This window comes from Vallicoccus soli, assembly GCF_003594885.1.
In the GTDB taxonomy this organism is placed as follows: Bacteria; Actinomycetota; Actinomycetes; order Motilibacterales; family Motilibacteraceae; genus Vallicoccus; species Vallicoccus soli.
In genome coordinates this window covers 189292-207113 of the sequence record NZ_QZEZ01000006.1, presented here as the reverse complement: position 1 = coordinate 207113, position 17822 = coordinate 189292, and the positions used below count along the sequence as shown (strand labels likewise).

Here is a 17822-nt window from a genome sequence, read left to right as displayed (position 1 = left end):
CTCCGTCGACCGTGGACACCGCTTAGGTTAGGCTCACCTCGTCCTTGGCGCCGCGCCGGGGTCCCCTCGCCGTGCCCCCGCCCGTCCCGCGTGCCCCCGCACGCCCGCGCCTGTCCCCGTCGTCCCTGGAAGGGCTCCCCCGTGCGCTCACAGCGTCTCCTCGCCGGCCTGTCGGTCGCCGCCGCCTCCGTGCTGCTCGCCGCCTGCGGCGGCTCCGCCGACGAGGAGGGCGCCGCCGCGTCGACCCCGGCGCCGTCCGCGGAGGCGGACCAGTTCCCGCTGACGATCGAGCACGCGCTCGGGACGACGACGATCGAGGAGCGCCCCGAGCGGATCGCGACGGTCAACTGGGCCAACCACGAGGTGCCGCTGGCCCTCGGGGTCGTCCCCGTCGGCATGGCGGCGGCCAACTTCGGCGACGACGACGGCGACGGGCTGCTCCCGTGGGTCGACGAGAAGCTGCAGGAGCTCGGGGGCGAGGAGCCGGTCCTCTTCGACGAGACCGACGGCATCGACTTCGAGGCGGTCGCCGACACCGACCCCGACGTCATCCTCGCCGCGTACTCCGGGCTGACGCAGGAGGACTACGACACGCTCAGCGACATCGCCCCGGTCGTGGCGTACCCGGAGGCCCCGTGGGCCACGGAGTGGCGCGACATGATCCTCACGAGCAGCGAGGCCATGGGCCTGGCCCAGGAGGGTGAGCAGCTGGTCGCCGACCTCGAGCAGGAGATCACCGAGGCGGCCGCGGCCCACCCCGAGCTCGCGGGCACCCGCACGATGTTCCTCACCCACGTCGACTCGACCGACCTGAGCGAGGTCAGCTTCTACACGACGCACGACACGCGGGTGAAGTTCTTCTCCGACCTCGGCATGACCATGCCGCCGAGCATCGAGCAGGCCTCCGCCGGCACCGACCAGTTCTCGCTCACCCGGAGCGCGGAGCAGGTCGACGCCTTCGACGACGTCGACGTCATCGTCACCTACGGCGGCGAGGAGCTGCGGACCGCGCTGCAGGCCGACCCGCTGCTGTCGACGATGCCGGCCGTCGCGCAGGACGCGATCGTCTTCCTGCCGCAGACCCCGCTCGGCACGGCCGCGAACCCGACCCCGCTGTCGATCTCGTGGGTGCTCGAGGACTACGTGGAGATGCTCGCGCAGGCCGCCGCCCGCACCTCGTGACGCAGGTCGCCGAGGCCGCCGGACCCGCAGCGACCCCCGCCCCCGGGCGGCGGTCGCTGCGGGTCCGCAGCGCGTGGTTCGTCGTCGCGCTCGTCGTGCTGGCCGTGCTCATGGTGGTCTCGGTGAGGGTCGGGTCCCGCGGCGTGACGTGGGCCGACGTCGTCGCCGCCGTGGGGGGTGACGCGGGCACCATCGGCGAGGCCGCGGTGAGCAAGCGCATGCCGCGCACCCTGCTCGCCGTCGTGGTCGGCGCGGCGCTCGGGCTCGCCGGCGCGGTCCTGCAGGGCGTGAGCCGCAACCCGCTCGCCGACCCCGGCATCCTCGGCGTGAACATGGGCGCCTCGCTCGCCGTCGTCGTCGGCATCGCCTGGTTCGGCCTCACCGTGGCGACGAGCTACGTCTGGGTGGCCGTCGGCGGTGCCGCCGCCGCGGCGGTCTTCGTCTACGCCGTGGCCTCCTTGGGGCGCGGGGGCGCGACGCCGCTCAAGCTCGCGCTGGCCGGCACCGCGACGTCGGCAGCGCTCGCCTCCTTCATCACCGCCGTCGTGCTGCCGCGCGGCGACATCTCCGACGGCGTCCGGTCGTGGCAGGTCGGCGGCGTCGGCGGCGCCTCGTACGAGAGCCTCCGGCTCGTCGCGCCCTTCCTCCTCGCCGGGCTCGTCGTCTGCCTGCTCACCGCGCGCGGGCTCGACTCCCTCGCGCTGGGCGACGACCTCGCCGCCGGGCTCGGCGAGCGGGTGGCGCTCGCCCGCGGGGCGGGAGCGCTGGGCGCGGTCCTGCTGTGCGGCGCCGCCACGGCGGTCGCCGGCCCCATCGCCTTCGTCGGCCTCGTCGTGCCGCACCTGTGCCGCCTGCTCGTCGGCGTGGACCACCGCTGGCTGCTGCCCTCCTCGGCGGTGACCGGGGCCGCGCTGCTCACGGCGTCCGACGTCCTGGGCCGGGTCGTCGCCCGACCGGCCGAGATCGACGTCGGCATCATCACCGCGCTCGTCGGGGCGCCGTTCTTCATCCACGTGGTCCGCCGGCGGAAGGTGCGCGAGCTGTGAGCACCCTGGCGCCCCCGGAGCCGCTGAGCGAGGCGGTGGGGCGGGGCCGTACGAGCCGCGCGCTCCGGCTCCGCGGCGTCGTCGCGGTCCTCGCGCTGCTCGTCGTCGCCGCGGCGGCGGCCTCGGTCATGCTCGGGCGGACGTACTACCCGCCCGGCGAGGTGCTCCGCGTGGTGCTCGGCGAGGACGTGCCGGGCGCCTCCTTCACGGTGGGCACGCTGCGCCTGCCGCGCACGGTGCTCGCCGTCGTCACGGGCCTGTGCTTCGGCTTGGCCGGCGTCACCTTCCAGACCATGCTGCGCAACCCGCTCGCGAGCCCCGACGTCATCGGCATCAGCGCCGGCGCGAGCGCGGCCGCCACGTTCGCCATCGTGGTGCTCGGCCTCGGGGCGGCCGGGGTCTCGACGTTCGCCATCGTCGTGGGGCTCGCCGTGGCCCTGCTCATCTACGTGCTGTCGTTCAAGGACGGCGTCGCGGGCACGCGGCTCATCCTCATCGGCATCGGGATCGACGCGATGCTCACCAGCGCGATCGTCTACCTGCTGGACCGCGCGTCGCAGTGGGACCTGCAGGAGGCGCTGCGCTGGCTCAGCGGGAGCCTCAACGGCGTCGGCTGGGGCGACGTCGTCCCCGCCCTGCTCGCGCTCGCGCTGCTCGGCCCGCTGCTGCTGAGCCAGGCGCGCCCGCTCTCCCTGCTGCAGCTCGGCGACGACACGGCCTCCGCGCTGGGGGTACGGGTCGAGCGCACCCGGCTGCTCGTCATCGCCTCCGCGGTGGGCCTGCTCGCCTTCGCGACCGCCGCGACCGGGCCCATCGCCTTCGTCGCGTTCCTCGCCGGGCCGATCGCCGCGCGCCTCGTCGGACCGGGGCCGTCGCTGCTCGTGCCGTCGGCCCTCGTCGGCGCCGTGCTCGTGCTGCTCGCCGACCTGTGCGGCCAGTACGCCTTCGACACCCGCTACCCCGTCGGCGTCGTCACCGGCGTGCTCGGGGCGCCGTACCTCGTCTACCTCATCGTCCGCACCCACCGCGCCGGGGGCTCGCTGTGACCACGGAGCACAGGCTCACCGTCGAGGACCTCACCCTCGGCTACCGCGACCGCACGGTCATCTCCTCGCTCGACCTCGCCGTGCCGCCGGGGCGGATCACCGCCGTCGTCGGGGCGAACGCGTGCGGCAAGTCCACGCTGCTGCGGGCGATGTCGCGGCTGCTGGCCCCGCGCGCCGGGCACGTGCTGCTCGACGGCAAGGACGTGCACCGGCTGCCGGCCAAGGCGCTCGCCCGGACGCTCGGCCTGCTGCCGCAGTCGCCCACCGCGCCGGAGGGCATCGTCGTCGCCGACCTCGTGGGCCGCGGCCGCCACCCGCACCAGGGCGTGTTCTCCCGCTGGAGCAAGGACGACGACCGCGCGGTGGCGGCGGCGCTCGAGGCGACCCGGACGACCGAGCTGGCCGAGCGGCCCGTCGACGAGCTGTCGGGCGGGCAGCGCCAGCGGGTGTGGATCGCCATGGCCCTCGCGCAGCAGACCGAGCTGCTGCTGCTCGACGAGCCGACGACGTTCCTCGACGTGACCCACCAGGTCGAGGTCCTCGACCTGCTCACCGACCTCAACCTGGCCCGCGGCACGACGATCGTCATGGTGCTGCACGACCTCAACCTCGCCGCGCGCTACGCGGACCACCTCATCGCGCTGGCCGACGGCCGGGTGCACGCCGCCGGCACGCCCGAGGAGGTCCTCACCGAGGGCACGGTCCGCGCGGTCTTCGGCCTCGACAGCAGCGTGGTCACCGACCCGGTGTCCGGCCGGCCGCTCATGCTGCCGATCGGGCGGCACCGCAGCGGGGCGCTCAGCGAGCCCTGACCGGCTCCCGCGGGACGGCCGCACCGGCCCGCAGGAGGCCCGCGAGGACGACCGCGGCGGCGAGCGCCGACGTCTCGGCGGGCGCGGCGACGGGCAGCCCGGCGACGGGCGGCACGGCCAGGGCGAGGAGGGCGAGCGCCGGCGCCGCACCGGACCCGGCGAGCGCGGCCGGCCGCGGCACGGCACCACCTGACCGCGTCCACGAGCACCCCCGTCCCCCGGCCGAGCCCGCGGCTCCGCGAGCCGGATCGTTGCACAGCCGTGCTGGTCGCAGGTGCCGAACGGCCGGGACGCTGCGGAGGTGCTTGCACACCCCCTGCGCCGGGCCGTCCTGCCGGTGCTGGGCCTCGTGCTCGCCGCCGCGGCCCTCACCGCCTACCTGCTGTGGTGGGGCCACGGCAGCTGGCACCCCGAGCCCTGGGAGCGGGCGGTCCCCGTGGCCGAGGACCGCCTGCGGGTCGAGTGGATCGGCGGACCGTGCGACCTGGAGTGGGACGCGGCGGTCGACGAGGGCCCGCAGCAGGTGGTCGTCACCGTCCGGAGCCGGGTGCAGCGGGGAGCGTGCGACGACCTGGGGCTGCCCCGCTCGCTGGAGGTACCGCTCGCGTCACCGCTGGGCGGGCGTGAGGTCGTCGACGGGGCCGCCCACGGTTGAGCGTCCGCGTGCGGGCCTTCCCGCCCCGCCGACACCGGGCTAGCGTCCGGGCATGGCCGACGGGGACCTGGTCAGCTGGCTGCTCGCGTCCGACCCGAGCCTGCGGTGGCAGGTCGAGCGCGACCTCGCGGGCGCGCCGGAGGAGGTGTGGCGGGCGACGCGGGCGCGGGTGGCCGAGGAGGGCTTCGGCGCGCGGCTGCTCGCCCTGCAGGACGAGGACGGCCGGTGGGCCGGCGGCGCGTACTTCCCGGCGGACGCGCGGGAGGACGAGCCCGGGCAGCCGTGGACGGCGACGACGTGGTCGCTCAACGACCTGCGCGCATGGGGCGTGGAGCCCGGCGCGCTGCGGCCCGGCACCGCGGCCCTGCTGGCGCAGGTGCGCTGGGAGTACGACGACCTGCCGTACTGGGGCGGGGAGGTCGACGCCTGCATCAACGCGTGGACGCTGGCCAACGGCGCGTGGCTGGGGGCGGACGTGTCCGGGCTGGAGCGCTGGTTCGTCGACCACCGGATGGAGGACGGCGGCTGGAACTGCGCCTGGGTGGACGGCTCGGTGCGCTCGTCGTTCCACTCCACGCTCAACGTCCTGCACGGGCTCCTCGACCACGAGGTCCGCACCGGGGGGTCCGCGGTGCTGCGGGCCGCGCGCCACCGGGGCGAGGACTACCTGCTCGACCGGGACCTCCTGCGCCGGCTGAGCACCGGCGAGGTGCACGCGCCGTGGGCGACCCACGTCGCGTACCCGTACCGCTGGTACTACAGCGCGCTGCGCGCGCTGGACCACGTCCGTGCCGCGGCCCTGCACGACGGGCGCGACCCCGACCCGCGCGCGGCGGAGGCCGTCGAGCTGGTGCGGGCCGCGCGCGACCCCGACGGCACCTGGCACCAGCAGCTGCGGCACGAGGGCCGGGTGTGGTTCGACGTCGACGCCGGACCGGGGGAGCCGTCGCGGTGGCTGACGTTCCACGCCCTGCGGGTGCTGGCGTGGTGGGACGGGCAGGCGCCGGGGTGACACGAGGTGCCGGCCCCCGGGTCAGGCAGCCCGCGCCACGACGGCCGCGTGCGGGCGGTGCCCCTCCTCGGCGGGCCGCCGCGCCCGCTCGACCTCGACGAGGCCGGCGGCGGCGAGGCGGCGCGACACCTCGTCGACCGGCCAGCGGTGGGCCCGGACCACCCGGTGCTCGAAGGGCTCGACGCGCTCGCCGTCGAAGAACCCCAGGACGAGCGTGCCGCCCGGGCGCAGCAGGCGCCGCAGGGCGGCGAGGGCCGGCTCCAGCCCGGCGGGCTCCACGTGGATCAGCGAGTACCAGGCCAGCACCCCGGCCTGCGAGCCGTCGCGCGGCCCGGGGTCGGGCAGGGCGCCGACGTCGTAGCGGCCCAGGGGGTGCGTGGCGCGGGCGTGCTCGACGAACGGGGGGACGGGGTCGACGCCGCTCGCGTCGACCCCGAGGGAGCGCAGGTGCTCCGTCCAGTGGCCGGGCCCGCAGCCGACGTCGAGCACCGGCCCCCGCAGGTGCCCCAGGTGGCGCTCGACGAGGGCGAGGTCGTCGCGGTGCACCTGCTCCACCGAGCCGAGCAGCGACGCGTACAGCTCCGCGACCCGCGCGTAGGCCCCGACCACCGTCTCCAGCTCCACGTCGCGGAAGGTAGGGGCGGGGTCTGACGCCTTTGCCGGCCCGGCAACGGCGCTTGGCGCCGGAGCCCGCCGGGGGCGAGGCTGGGCGCCATGGACCTGACCGGGAGCCGCACCCCTGACGCCGCCGAGTGGGACGAGCGCTACGCCGGCGCCGAGCGGGTGTGGAGCGGGGACCCCAACGGGGCGCTCGTCGCCGAGGCCGGGGGCCTGCCCCCGGGCCGGGCGCTCGACGTCGGCTGCGGCGAAGGCGCCGACGCCGTCTGGCTGGCCCGCCGCGGCTGGCGGGTCACGGCGCTCGACGTGTCGCAGGTCGCCCTCGACCGCGCCCGGCAGCACGGCCGGGACGCGGGCGTCGACGTCGCGTGGCTGCACGCCGGGCTCGTCGAGGCGGGGCTGCCGGCGGGCGGCTTCGACCTCGTGTCGGCCTGCTACGCGGTGCTGCGCAAGACCCCCGGCGCGGTGGCCGAGCGCACGCTCCTCGACCTCGTCGCCCCCGGCGGGACGCTCCTCGTCGTGCACCACGACGTGGAGCAGATGGGCGAGCGCGACAGCGGCTTCGACCCCTCGGAGTACGCGCTGCCGCACGACGTCGCGCCGCTGCTCGGCAAGGGCTGGGAGGTGCTCGTCGACGAGCGCCGCCCGCACCGCGTGAGCGGCGGGGCGGGCGCGCACCACGTGCTCGACGTCGTCCTGCGGGCGCGCCGGCTCCCCTGACCGGCCGCGCCGGGGCCGGACCCGGGGGCGGGTACGGTCGCCGGGCCGGTCCGGAGCGGTCCGCGCCGCCCGCCCGGACCGCGGCGGGTGCAGCACGCGAGAAGGGGCCGCGCCCGCATGACGTCCTGGCACGAGCACGTGATGTGGTGGCACGCCTACCCCCTCGGGTTCACCGGGGCGCCGGTCCGCCCGGACGCGGACGAGGCCACGACCGTCGTGCACCGGCTGGGGCGCATGGAGCCGTGGCTGGACCACCTCGTCGGGCTGGGCCTCAACGGCCTCGCGCTCGGCCCCGTGTTCGCGTCGCAGACGCACGGCTACGACACCGTCGACCACTTCCGCGTCGACCCGCGCCTCGGCGACGAGGGCGACCTCGACCGGCTCCTGGGCGCCGCGCACGCGCGGGGCGTACGGGTGCTCCTCGACGGCGTCTTCCACCACGTCGGCCGCGCCCACCCCGCCTTCGCCCGTGTCGAGGCCGAGGGCCCGGACGCGCCGACCGCGGGCTGGTTCGACGTCGACTGGGACGGCTGGCGCCCGGGGGACCCCGTGCGGGCGCGGGTCTTCGAGGGCCACGAGCAGCTCGTCGCGCTCGACCACGGCGCGCCGGAGGTCGCCGACCTCGTCGTCCGGGTCATGCGGCACTGGCTCGACCGGGGGGCCGACGGCTGGCGCCTCGACGCCGCGTACGCGGTGCCGCCCGCCTTCTGGGCGCGGGTGCTGCCCGAGGTGCGGCGCACCCACCCCGACGCCTGGTTCACCGGCGAGGTGATCCACGGCGACGCCGCGGGCATCGTGCGCGCCTCGACCATGGACTCCCTCACCCAGTACGAGCTCTGGCAGGGGATCTGGCACGGGATCGCCGAGCGCAACTTCTACGAGCTGGCGCACGCGCTGGAGCGGCACGACGCGCTGCTCGCCACCTTCGTGCCGTCCACCTTCGTCGGCAACCACGACGTCACCCGCATCGCCTCCGCCGTGGGCCCGGACCTCGTACCGCACGCCCTGGCAGTGCTGCTCACCGTGGCGGGGGTCCCGAGCGTCTACGCCGGTGACGAGTACGCGTGGACGGGGGTCAAGGAGCAGCGGATCGGCGGCGACGACGCGGTCCGCCCCGAGTTCCCCGCGAGCCCGCCCGACCCGGGGTCGCTGGACCCCGTCGCCCGGCGCACCCTGCGCGTGCACCAGGAGCTGGTCGCGCTGCGCCGCCGCAACCCCTGGCTCGTGCGCGCCCGCACCGATGTGGTGCACCTGGACAACCGCAGCCTCGTCCTGCGCACCGCCACCGGCAGCGGAGCGGTGGTCACGGCGCTCAGCCTCGAGGACGGCCCGGTCGCCCTGCCCGCGGCCGGTGCCCGCTCCCTCGCCGCGGGCGACGGGCGGCTCGCCGACGGGCGGGTGCACCTGGCGCCGCGGGGCTGGGCGGTGCTGCAAGGCTGACGCCCCGCCCCGTCAGCGCACCGGGCGGCGGCGCCAGGCCTGCACGAGGAGGGCCCCGAGGCCCACGGCCGCCGCGGCACCGCCGCCCGCGAGGCCCAGGACCGCCAGGGGCGACAGCGGCGGCGGGGCTGCGCCGCGGCTCCCCGGGACCGGCGCGCGGGCCGCGGCCGGAGCCGCGGCGCGCGCCTCGTCCAGCGTGACCGCCAGGGCGGTGCAGGCGCTCGTGCGCAACGCGTCCCCGTGCACTGCCAGGACGTAGAGCCGCCCCACCACCAGCTCCACGTCGAGCGAGGAGGAGACCCCCCGCTCCGTCTCACCGGTCACGACCCAGACCTCCGGCGGGCGGTCGGGGCCCGACCACACCTGCTGCACCGTGACCCGGGCCCGGGGCCCGCGCTGCTCCTCCACGCGGACCAGCAGCGCCTCGGGGGCGCCGGCGAGCCCGACGAGCGTCACCTCGCCGGCGCACGACGCGACGGCCGGCGGGGCCAGGGCGGCACCCGCGACGAGCACCGCCCCGAGGACGAGCAGGGACCGTCGGCTGCTGGTCATGCGCGCTGGGACGCGCCGCCCCTCCCCGCGGTTCCCGCGCGCACCCGTGTCACGGGTCGGGGAACGACCCGTCCCCGAAGAGGACCCGCCGCGCGGCGGCGCGGCCGGGCGGGGTGCGCAGGACGGAGAAGGCCGCGGAGGCAAGGGCGGGCGTACGGACCTGGGCGAGGCCGTGGCGCAGGGCGAGCCGGCCGCGGAAGCGCGCCCGCAGCGTGGCGCCGTCGTAGCGGGCGAGCGCGGCGGGCCCGTGGTGGAGGGCGTCGTCGAGGACGTCGGCGGCGTGCCCGGACAGGCGCAGGCAGGGGTCGAGCCCGCCGGCGGTGAGCGGGGAGACCGCACCGGCCGCGTCCCCCACGAGCAGGCCGTCCGGCGAGGCGATGCGACGCAGCAGGCCGCCGACCGGGATGGGGCCGCCGCGACGCTCGACGTCCGCCGGCCGCACCACCCGCTCCAGCCCCGGCGGAGCGGCCGCGAAGCGGTCGAGGCTGCGGCGCAGCCCTCCCGGGAAGCGCTTGCCGTACCCGGCGACGCCGACGTGCGCGTGCCGCCCGTCGTCGACGACCCAGGCGAGGTAGCCCGGCGCCAGCGAGGGGTCGACGACGCAGTGGAACGTCGGAGGACCCGCCCCCGGCGGCACCCGGAACACCTCCTCGGCCCCGACGAGCAGGTGGCGGTTGCGGTCCAGCCCGAGGTCGCGGGCGACGCCGGAGCGCGCCCCGTCCGCACCGACGACGTACCGGGCCCGCACGGCGGACGGGCCGTCGCGCCCGTCGAGGACGGAGGCGCCGTCGTCGCGGCGGCCGGCGTACCTCCTGCCGAGCAGCAGCCGCACGCCGGCGCGCTGGGCGGCGCGGGCGGTGGCGGCGTACAGCGGCGCCATGTCGCCCACGCGGAACTCGTCCCGGTCGCTGTCCAGCACGACCGGGCGGCGCAACCCGGGCGGGTAGAGCACGACCCGGCGGATCGGTGGCCCCAGGCACTCCTCCGGCAGCGGGAAGTCCTCGAGCGTGCGGCGCACGAAGATGCCCGTGGTCCGCACGGCACCGCTCAGCGCGGGCCGCCGCTCGGCCAGCAGCACGTGGTGGCCGCGCTCCGCGAGCAGCGTGGCGGTGCGCAGCCCCGCCAGCCCGGCGCCGACGACCAGCACGTCGACCTCCTCGGCCCGCCCACCGGTCCCGCCCCTCACGCGCCCGGCACCTCGACGTCGATGCGGCAGCCGCGCTCGGTGTCGGCGACGGCGATGCGCCCGCCGTGCAGGTCGACGGCCCAGCGCGCGATGGCCAGCCCGAGCCCGGTGCCGCCGTCGTGCGCGACGGAGGTTCCGCCGCGCGTGAAGCGCTCGAACACCAGCTCCCGCTCCTGGCGCGGGATGCCCGGTCCCTCGTCCAGCACGGACAGCCGGGCGCACCCGTCCCGCACCGACGCCCGCACGGCCACCGTGCCGCCGGCCGGACTGTGCCGGGAAGCGTTGTCCAGCAGGTTGGCCACCACCTGGTGCAGCCGCGCCGGGTCGGCCCGCACGGTGGCGTGCGGGGGGTCGACCCGCACGTCGTACGCGACGTCGCGCCCGGCCAGGCGGGCCTCCGCCACCGCCGCCCCGACCAGGTCCGCGAGCGGCACCTCGGTCCGGCGCAGGGGGACCTGCCCGGCGTCGACGCGGGACAGGTCGAGCAGCTCGTCGACGAGCAGCCCCAGCCGCTGCACCTGCGCGAGCGCCGCGCCCAGCGCCGCGGGGTCGGCGGGGGTCACCCCGTCGACGACGTTCTCGAGCACCGCCTGCAGCGCCGCGACGGGCGTACGGAGCTCGTGGCTCACGTTGGCCACGAGCTCGCGGCGACGGCGGTCCACGTCCTCGAGGTCCTCGGCCATGCGGTTGAAGGCGCGCGCCGCCTCCCCCACCTCGTCGCGGCTCGTCGCGGCGACCCGCCGGCCGTGGTCGCCGCGGGCCATGGCCCGCGCCGCCGCGGTCAGCTCGCGCAGCGGCGAGGTCATCCCGTGCGCGAGCAGCTGCGTCACCGCGAGCGCGAGCAGCACCGCGACGGGGAGCGTGTAGCGCGGCCACCAGCCCAGCACGACGAGGCCGTAGTAGGTCGCGAACGCGGTCGCGGCGCACGAGGCCGCCACGAGCAGGCCCAGCTTGACCTTGATCGAGCCCAGCCGGTCGAGCGGGCGCAGGTCACTCACCGGGCACCTCCAGGGCGTACCCCACGCCGTGCACCGTGCGGATGACGCCCGCGCCGAGCTTGCGGCGCAGCGTCTTGACGTGGCTGTCCACCGCCCGCGTGCCGGAGGCGTCGGGCCAGTCCCACACGCGGGCCAGCAGGTGCTCCCGGGTCAGCACCCGGCCGGGCCGCTCGCCGAGGCAGACGAGCAGGTCGAACTCGGTCGGCGTGAGGTGCACGTCCCGCCCCTGGAGGGACACCCGCCGGGCGGCCCGGTCCACGCGCAGGGGACCCAGCGCCAGCGGCTCCGGGGCCGCGTCGGCCGGGCCGGCGGAGGCCAGCTCGCGCGCCCGCTCGACCCGGCGCAGCAGCGCGCGGACCCGGGCGACGAGCTCGCGCATCCCGAAGGGCTTGGTGAGGTAGTCGTCGGCGCCGACCCCGAGGCCGATGACCCGGTCGGCCTCCTCGCCGCGCGCCGTGAGCATGAGCACCGGGACCGGGCGCCGGGCCTGCAGCCGCCGGCACACCTCGAGCCCGTCGAGCCCGGGCAGCATGAGGTCGAGCACGACGAGGTCCGGCGGCGCGGCCGCGGCGGCCTCGAGCGCCGCGGGGCCGTCGTGCACGACCCGCACCGCGAGGCCCTCGGCGGAGAGCCGGGCGGCCACGGCGGAGGCGAGGGTCGGCTCGTCCTCGACGAGCAGGACCAGGGGTGGCTGGGGCACGCGGCGAGCGTAGGTCGGCGGGTGCGGGGCCGGTGGGGACGGGATGTGGAGGTCGTGTGCGGGTGCGCCGCGCTCAGCGGGGGGCGGCGACGAGCGCGAGGACCCCCTCCACCGCGGCCGTGAACCGCGCCGGGTCCTGGTGCGCGCGCGCCAGGACGTAGGCGCCCTGCAGCACCGAGAGCAGCGCCGCCGCGACCTGCCCGGCGTCGACGTCGGCGCGCACCTCGCCGGCCGCCTGGCCCTCGCGCAGCACCGCGGCGAGCCGCTGCAGCGTCCCCGAGAACACCTCGTCGATGGGCTCGCGCAGGGACGCGTCGGCGACGACCTCGGCGTCCTGCACGAGCCGGCCGACGCGGCAGCCGCGGAGCGCGTCGCGCTCGGCCCGCAGGTACGCCCGCAGCCGCTCCAGCGGCGTCCCCGGGCCCTCGAGGTGCGCCCGCGAGCGCGGCACCATCTCCTGCGCCGTGCTGCGGATGGCGGCCCGCGCGAGGTCGGCCTTGCCGGCGAAGTGGTGGTACATGCTGCCCTGGCCCACCCCCGCCCGCTCCTGGATCGCCCTGGGGCTGGTGCCGGTGTAGCCGCGCTCCCACAGGAGCTCCCGGGTGCTCTCGATGAGCCGCGTCCTCGCGTCGTCCACGTGCCGAGGGTACGTGCGCGACAGGCGTACGTACTAGTAGGTACAGTGCCGCCACCACCGAGAGCAGAGGAGACCGACGTGCGCGTCGCCATCAACGGGTTCGGCCGGATCGGGCGCAGCTTCCTGCGCGCGAGCCTGCGCCGGGACGCCCCCTTCGAGGTCGTGGCCGTCAACGACCTGGCCCCGCCCGCGACCCTGGCCCACCTCCTGACGTACGACACCGCCGCCGGCGTGCTCGACGTCCCCGTCGCCGTCGCGGACGGCGCGCTGGCGGTCGGCGGGCGGGAGCTCCGGGTGCTCTCGACCCGCGACCCGGGGGCACTGCCCTGGCGCGAGCTCGCGGTCGACGTCGTGGTGGAGTCGACCGGCGCGTTCACCGACGCCTCCCGCGCGCGGGCCCACCTCGACGCGGGTGCGCGCAAGGTGCTCGTCTCGGCCCCGGCCCGGGGCGAGGACCTCACGGTCGCGTACGGCATCAACTCCGCGCAGTACGACCCGGCGCGGCACCACGTCGTCTCCGCGGCGTCGTGCACGACGGGCTCCCTCGCCCCGCTGGCGAAGGTGCTGCACGACCTCGCGGGCATCGACAGCGGCCTCATGACGACCGTCCACGCCTACACGCAGGACCAGAACCTGCAGGACGGCCCGCACGGCGACCTGCGGCGCGCACGTGCCGCGGCGCACAACATCGTCCCCACCACCAGCGGCGCCGCCACGGCGATCGGGCGGGTCCTGCCGGCGCTCGACGGCAGGCTGAGCGGCTTCGCGCTGCGCGTCCCGGTGCTCGTCGGCTCCATCACCGACCTCACGGTGACGACGTCCCGCCAGACCACGGCGGAGGAGGTCACCGCGGCCTTCCGGACCGCCTCCGAGGGCGAGCTGCGGGGGGTCCTGGCCTACAGCGAGGCGCCGATCGTCTCCAGCGACATCGTGGGCAGCCCGGCCTCGGCCGTCTTCGACGCGCCCCTGACCGCCGTCAGCGGGCGGACCGTCAAGGTCCTGGGCTGGTACGACAACGAGTGGGGCTTCTCGAACCGGCTCGTCGACGTCGTCGAGCTCATGGGGCAGCACCTCTGACGCGCTCCCCGCGGAGGTCGTGCGGAGATCCTGCGGAGGCTCCCGCCGCACCGGCCCGCCGCGCCCGCGGCGAGGGCAGACTCGCCGCGGGCCCGGCGGCCGGGACGGTCGCCGTCACATCCGGCGCCGCGGCGGTGCTGGACGGTCGTGGAGCTGCACGAGGAGCCGAGCGCCGTACGGGTGGCGGTCCTGCCGCCCCCGGCGGCGGGCCGCCGGCCGGCGGGTGGGACGCGGGAGGGGGAGCGCGTGGCGGTGGCACCGCAGCACGCCGGCGTGCGCCCCGACCTCGAGGAGGTCTTCCGGCGCGACTACCGCCGGGTCGTCGCGGTCGCCGCCCGCGTGCTCGGCCGGCGCGACGAGGCCGAGGACGTGGCGCAGGAGGTCTTCCTCTCCTTCGCCCGCTCCACGGTCCCGGCGGCGGGGGCCGGCGGCTGGCTCTGCGTGGCCGCCGCCCACACCGCGCTGAACCTGCTCCGCTCGGGCCGCCGCCGCGCGAGCCGCGAGGAGCGCGCGGCCGGGCCGGCGGCGCCGCCCGTGCCGGACGTCGCCGACACGGTGCTGGAGCGCGAGGAGCGCCGCCGCGTCCGCGCGGCGCTGGCCCGGCTGCCCCGCCCGCAGGCCGTCGCCCTGGTGCTCCGGCACAGCGGCCTCAGCTACGCCGAGGTGGCGGCGGCCCTGGACCTGTCCCCCGGCAGCGTCGGCACCACGGTGCGGCGCGCCGAGTCACGACTGCGCGAGGAGATGGACGACGATGCACCACACCCCTGACGGCCTGCTGCGACGGCTCCTCGACGAGCCCGCCGGGGTCCCCGACCCCGAGCGCGCGCACGTCGCGGGCTGCGAGCGCTGCCTGGACCGGCTCGCCGCCGTCCGTGCGGACGCCGACCGCGCCGGGGCGGCGCTGCGCGTCCCCACCGACCACGGGCAGGACGACGGCGCCGCGTGGGACCGCCTCGCGGCGGCCGCCGCCGCGCAGGCGGGCGCGGGGGCCGCGCCGGAGCCCGGGCGCGCGCCGCGACGGGCCCCGCTGCGCGGGGCGCCGCGACGGGCCCCGCTGCGCGGGGCGCTGCGCCGCCCGGCGGTGGCGGCGGCGGCGTTCGCCCTGGCCCTCGCGGGCGCCGGCACGGCGGCGGCGAACGACTGGCTGCAGGTCTTCCGCACCGAGCAGGTCGTCCCGGTCGCGCTCGGCACCGAGGACCTCGTCGAGCTGCCGGACCTCACGGCGTACGGGGAGGTGCGCTCCACCTCCCAGCCGCAGGTGCACCGGGTGGCGAGCGCGGCCGCGGCCGCGGAGGAGACCGGGCTCGACGTGCCCGAGGCGACGGTGCTGCCGCCGGGCGTCGGCGGCCAGCCGGAGTGGCAGGCCGGCGGCGAGGCCAGCGCCACGTTCACCTTCTCCGCGGACCGCGCCGCGCGGGCCGCCGCAGCGACGGGGGCCGACCTGCCGCCCGTACCGCCCGGGCTCGACGGCACCAGCGTGCGCCTCGACGCGGGGCCCGGCGTCGCCGCCGTGTGGAGCCAGCCGTCCGGCGTGCCCAGCCTGCTCGTGGGGCGCGCCGTCGCGCCCACCGCGTACTCCGACGGCGTGCCGTTCGAGCAGGTGCGCGACTACCTGCTCGGGCTGCCCGGGCTGCCCGCCGACCTGGCCGCGCAGCTGCGCGGCTTCACCGCCGACGGCACGACCCTGCCGCTGCCCGTGCCCGCCGACGCCGTCACCACGACGACGGCGGAGGTCGCCGGGGCGCCCGCGACGGTCCTGGAGACCCGCGACCGCGCCCTGGCCGCGGTCGTCTGGGTGCAGGACGGCGTGCTCACCGCGGTGGCCGGCGCGCTGGACGCCGACGAGGTGCTCGCCGTGGCGCGGGGGCTGCGCTGACCGTGGCCACCGACCCCGCCCTGCGCGAGGGCGCCGCGCGCCTCGTCGCCGACCTGCCCCCCGCCCCGGCCGTCTGGTGCTCGGGCCTGCGCAAGCGGTACGGGCGCCGCACCGCCGTCGCCGACGTCTCGTTCACCGTCGGCCGCGGCGAGGTGGTCGGGCTGCTCGGGCCGAACGGCGCCGGCAAGACGTCCGTCATCAAGATGCTGCTCGGCCTCGTGCACCCCGACGGCGGCGAGGCGCTGCTGCTGGGCCGGCCCACCGCCGAGCCGGCGGCGAGGGCCCGCGTGGGCTACCTGCCCGAGCTCTTCCGCTACCAGCCCTGGCTCACCCCGGCCGAGGTCCTCGCGCTGCACGTGCGCCTCGCCGGGCTGGCGGTGCCCGAGGCCGAGCAGCGCGAGCGGCTGGCGACCGTCGGCCTGGCCGGGCGCGCGCACGACCGCCTGGGCGGCTTCTCGAAGGGGATGCAGCAGCGCCTCGGCCTGGCGGTCGCGCTCGTCGCGCGGCCCGAGCTCGTCGTGCTCGACGAGCCGACGAGCGCCCTGGACCCGCTCGGGCGCGCCGACGTGCGCGACGTCGTGCTGGCGCTGCGCGCGCAGGGGGTGGCCGTGCTGCTCAACTCGCACCTCATCGGCGAGGTGGAGCGGGTCTGCGACCGGGTCGTCATCCTCGACCGCGGCCGGGTCGCCGCGGCGGGCACGCTCGCCGAGCTCCTCGGCCAGCGCGAGCTGCGCCTGCACCTCACCGACGTCCCGGCGGCGGCCGCGGCCCGGCTGGCCGCCGCCGGCCCCGTGGAGCGGGAGGGCGACTGGTACGTCCTCGCCCTCCCCGCCGACCACGACGAGGGGGCCGTGCCCGACCTCGTACGGGACCTCGCCGCCCTCGGCGCGCGGGTCCACGCCGTCGAGCCGGCGCGGATCACCCTCGAGGAGCGCCTGCTGGGCATCCTCCGGGCCGGGCAGTCCGCCGACCACGGGAGCCCCTCGTGAGCACGACGCGCACCGTCCTCACCGTCGCCGCCCTCACCCTGCGCGAGGCCACCCGGCGCCGCGTCCTGCTGGCGCTCGCCGTGCTCACCGTGGCGCTGCTGGCGCTGAGCGGGTGGGGCTTCTCCCGGCTCGGCGCGGAGGTCGACGCCGGCGGCCTGACCAGCGGCCAGACCCGCCTCGTGGCCTCGCAGCTGCTCAACCTCGTCATGTTCGGCCTCAGCCTCGTCGCCGCGCTGGGCACCGCTTTCCTGGCCGGTCCCACGGTCTCCGGGGAGACGGAGTCGGGCGTCGCGCTGGCGGTGCTGGCCCGGCCGGTGCGGCGGGGCGCCGTGCTCCTCGGCAAGCAGCTCGGCCTGGTCGCCTTCGGCACCGGCTTCGTCGTGCTGGCCGGGCTCGCCCAGTGCCTGGTCGTGCGGGCCACGGTGGACTACTGGCCGCCCGAGCCCGCGGAGGCCCTGCTGCTGCTGGCGGGGCAGACGACGGTGCTGCTGACGCTGGGCGTGCTGCTGTCGACCGTCGTGTCCCCCATGGCCTCGGGCGTCGTGGCCGTCGGCCTCTTCGGCGCGGCCTGGGTCGCCGGCGTGGTCGGTGGCATCGGGCAGGCGCTCGGCAACGAGGGGGTCGAGCGGGTCGGCACGGTCTCGCGGATGCTCCTGCCGACCGACGGGCTGTGGCGCGGCGCCATGCACGCCCTGCAGGACCCCACCGCCCTGGCGCAGTTCGGGCCCGCCCTCGACGGGTTCCCGTTCCTGAGCCAGGCGCCGCTGACGACCGCGTACCTGCTGTGGGCCGCTGCCTGGGTGGCGATGGTGTGGGGGCTCGCGGCGCTGTCGTTCCAGCGCAGGGACCTGTGAGCCGCGCGACCGTCAGCGCCCGGGTGCGCCCGGGGGCTGCGCCTGGTGGACCGTGACGGCGTACCCGTCGGGGTCGGTGAGGGTGAACGCCCGCCCGAAGGGACCGTCGGCCGGCGGGACCGGGACGGGCACGCCGGCCGCGACGAGGGCTTCGTGCAGGCCCTGCGCGTCGTCGCTCGCCAGCCACAGCGCGACGCCGAGCCCCGGGCGCGGGGTCGCGGCGTCGAGGTCCACGCCCGGCAGGGGCTCGCGCACGGCCATCGGCACGGGGGTCGTGGCGAAGACGACGGCGCCGGGCGGGCTCGCGGGGGCGCGGCGCAGGCCGAGGCGGGTCTCGTAGAACGCCGCCGCGCGCTCCACGTCGCGCACCTGCAGGGCGATGAAGTCGGGTCCGGTGACGGTCACGGTGCTGCTCCTTGATG

General features: G+C 77.6%; 21 protein-coding genes. 13 read left to right on the top strand and 8 right to left on the bottom strand.

All coding sequences use genetic code 11. The features are described from left to right. Nucleotides 1–141 precede the first annotated feature (141 nt). From D5H78_RS13765 to D5H78_RS13750, 4 genes are read left to right on the top strand one after another with little or no spacing between them, the layout of a single operon-like run. Complete coding sequence (locus D5H78_RS13765) at nt 142–1182, top strand: iron-siderophore ABC transporter substrate-binding protein (protein ID WP_119951048.1); 1041 nt, start codon at nt 142–144, stop codon at nt 1180–1182. Next, on the top strand, nt 1179–2228 hold the full coding sequence (locus D5H78_RS13760; RefSeq protein ID WP_218566606.1) for a FecCD family ABC transporter permease: 1050 nt from the start codon (nt 1179–1181) through the stop codon (nt 2226–2228). The genes D5H78_RS13765 and D5H78_RS13760 overlap by 4 nt, the downstream gene beginning before the upstream one ends. Beyond that, complete coding sequence (locus D5H78_RS13755; protein ID WP_218566605.1) at nt 2225–3274, top strand: FecCD family ABC transporter permease; 1050 nt, start codon at nt 2225–2227, stop codon at nt 3272–3274. The genes D5H78_RS13760 and D5H78_RS13755 overlap by 4 nt, the downstream gene beginning before the upstream one ends. Beyond that, nucleotides 3271–4086 (top strand): ABC transporter ATP-binding protein, encoded by an 816-nt coding sequence (locus D5H78_RS13750; protein WP_119951047.1) that lies wholly within the window; start codon nt 3271–3273, stop codon nt 4084–4086. Before D5H78_RS13755 ends, D5H78_RS13750 begins: the two co-directional genes overlap by 4 nt. Here the strand turns inward: D5H78_RS13750 and D5H78_RS13745 are convergent. Then, nucleotides 4073–4267, bottom strand: coding sequence for a hypothetical protein (locus D5H78_RS13745; RefSeq protein ID WP_119951046.1), 195 nt, complete (start codon nt 4265–4267; stop codon nt 4073–4075). The two genes, D5H78_RS13750 and D5H78_RS13745, sit on opposite strands and share 14 nt — an antisense overlap. Before the next feature lie 120 nt (nt 4268–4387). Here D5H78_RS13745 and D5H78_RS13740 point away from each other — a divergent pair, with 120 nt between their 5' ends. Together D5H78_RS13740 and D5H78_RS13735 are read left to right on the top strand one after the other, a co-directional pair. Beyond that, nucleotides 4388–4741, top strand: a complete 354-nt coding sequence (locus tag D5H78_RS13740) for a hypothetical protein (protein WP_133412064.1) — start codon at nt 4388–4390, stop codon at nt 4739–4741. Nucleotides 4742–4793: 52 nt separating this feature from the next. Beyond that, on the top strand, nt 4794–5753 hold the full coding sequence (locus D5H78_RS13735; RefSeq protein WP_119951044.1) for a squalene cyclase: 960 nt from the start codon (nt 4794–4796) through the stop codon (nt 5751–5753). A 21-nt stretch (nt 5754–5774) separates the two neighbouring features. Here D5H78_RS13735 and D5H78_RS13730 read toward each other — a convergent pair whose 3' ends face one another. Further along, on the bottom strand, nt 5775–6377 hold the full coding sequence (locus tag D5H78_RS13730; protein ID WP_119951043.1) for a methyltransferase domain-containing protein: 603 nt from the start codon (nt 6375–6377) through the stop codon (nt 5775–5777). 90 nt (nt 6378–6467) lie between these two features. Between D5H78_RS13730 and D5H78_RS13725 the strand changes: the two genes are divergently transcribed. Together D5H78_RS13725 and D5H78_RS13720 are read left to right on the top strand one after the other, a co-directional pair. Beyond that, a complete protein-coding gene (locus D5H78_RS13725; protein ID WP_119951042.1) occupies nt 6468–7091 on the top strand; it encodes a class I SAM-dependent methyltransferase in 624 nt (207 codons plus the stop codon). A gap of 117 nt (nt 7092–7208) precedes the next feature. Further along, nucleotides 7209–8531, top strand: coding sequence for an alpha-amylase family glycosyl hydrolase (locus tag D5H78_RS13720; protein ID WP_119951041.1), 1323 nt, complete (start codon nt 7209–7211; stop codon nt 8529–8531). 12 nt (nt 8532–8543) lie between these two features. Here D5H78_RS13720 and D5H78_RS13715 read toward each other — a convergent pair whose 3' ends face one another. From D5H78_RS13715 to D5H78_RS13695, 5 genes are all read right to left on the bottom strand, one after another. Next, nucleotides 8544–9083, bottom strand: a complete 540-nt coding sequence (locus D5H78_RS13715; protein ID WP_119951040.1) for a hypothetical protein — start codon at nt 9081–9083, stop codon at nt 8544–8546. Nucleotides 9084–9132: 49 nt separating this feature from the next. Next, complete coding sequence (locus D5H78_RS13710; protein WP_218566604.1) at nt 9133–10269, bottom strand: FAD-dependent oxidoreductase; 1137 nt, start codon at nt 10267–10269, stop codon at nt 9133–9135. Next, the gene (locus D5H78_RS13705; RefSeq protein ID WP_119951039.1) at nt 10266–11267 is read right to left on the bottom strand and encodes a HAMP domain-containing sensor histidine kinase; all 1002 of its coding nucleotides are present in this window, start codon (nt 11265–11267) and stop codon (nt 10266–10268) included. The genes D5H78_RS13710 and D5H78_RS13705 overlap by 4 nt, the downstream gene beginning before the upstream one ends. Beyond that, entirely contained in the window at nt 11260–11967 is a 708-nt protein-coding gene (locus D5H78_RS13700; RefSeq protein WP_218566603.1) for a response regulator transcription factor, read from the bottom strand. Before D5H78_RS13700 ends, D5H78_RS13705 begins: the two co-directional genes overlap by 8 nt. Before the next feature lie 73 nt (nt 11968–12040). Beyond that, entirely contained in the window at nt 12041–12604 is a 564-nt protein-coding gene (locus D5H78_RS13695; RefSeq protein WP_119951038.1) for a TetR/AcrR family transcriptional regulator, read from the bottom strand. A 78-nt stretch (nt 12605–12682) separates the two neighbouring features. Here D5H78_RS13695 and gap point away from each other — a divergent pair, with 78 nt between their 5' ends. The 5 genes from gap to D5H78_RS13670 all read left to right on the top strand — a co-directional run bounded on the left by gap (nt 12683) and on the right by D5H78_RS13670 (nt 17400). Further along, entirely contained in the window at nt 12683–13681 is a 999-nt protein-coding gene (gene gap / locus D5H78_RS13690) for a type I glyceraldehyde-3-phosphate dehydrogenase (RefSeq protein ID WP_119951037.1), read from the top strand. A gap of 246 nt (nt 13682–13927) precedes the next feature. Then, the gene (locus D5H78_RS13685; RefSeq protein ID WP_119951143.1) at nt 13928–14449 is read left to right on the top strand and encodes a sigma-70 family RNA polymerase sigma factor; all 522 of its coding nucleotides are present in this window, start codon (nt 13928–13930) and stop codon (nt 14447–14449) included. Continuing rightward, nucleotides 14433–15557, top strand: coding sequence for a hypothetical protein (locus tag D5H78_RS13680; protein WP_119951036.1), 1125 nt, complete (start codon nt 14433–14435; stop codon nt 15555–15557). Before D5H78_RS13685 ends, D5H78_RS13680 begins: the two co-directional genes overlap by 17 nt. 2 nt (nt 15558–15559) lie before the next feature. Further along, nucleotides 15560–16546 (top strand): ABC transporter ATP-binding protein, encoded by a 987-nt coding sequence (locus D5H78_RS13675; protein ID WP_119951035.1) that lies wholly within the window; start codon nt 15560–15562, stop codon nt 16544–16546. After that, on the top strand, nt 16543–17400 hold the full coding sequence (locus tag D5H78_RS13670; RefSeq protein WP_119951034.1) for an ABC transporter permease: 858 nt from the start codon (nt 16543–16545) through the stop codon (nt 17398–17400). The genes D5H78_RS13675 and D5H78_RS13670 overlap by 4 nt, the downstream gene beginning before the upstream one ends. 12 nt (nt 17401–17412) lie before the next feature. On the opposite strand, the gene D5H78_RS13665 is transcribed toward D5H78_RS13670, so the two are convergent. Continuing rightward, nucleotides 17413–17805, bottom strand: coding sequence for a VOC family protein (locus tag D5H78_RS13665; protein ID WP_119951033.1), 393 nt, complete (start codon nt 17803–17805; stop codon nt 17413–17415). Nucleotides 17806–17822: the final 17 nt, after the last annotated feature.

What these genes read in the sequence shown, in the direction of transcription:
- D5H78_RS13715 (WP_119951040.1), bottom strand. Translation starts at nt 9,083, where the DNA reads ATGACCAGCAGCCGACGGTCCCTGCTCGTCCTCGGGGCGGTGCTCGTC.
- D5H78_RS13720 (WP_119951041.1), top strand. Translation starts at nt 7,209, where the DNA reads ATGACGTCCTGGCACGAGCACGTGATGTGGTGGCACGCCTACCCCCTC.
- D5H78_RS13725 (WP_119951042.1), top strand. Translation starts at nt 6,468, where the DNA reads ATGGACCTGACCGGGAGCCGCACCCCTGACGCCGCCGAGTGGGACGAG.
- D5H78_RS13735 (WP_119951044.1), top strand. Translation starts at nt 4,794, where the DNA reads ATGGCCGACGGGGACCTGGTCAGCTGGCTGCTCGCGTCCGACCCGAGC.
- D5H78_RS13680 (WP_119951036.1), top strand. Translation starts at nt 14,433, where the DNA reads ATGCACCACACCCCTGACGGCCTGCTGCGACGGCTCCTCGACGAGCCC.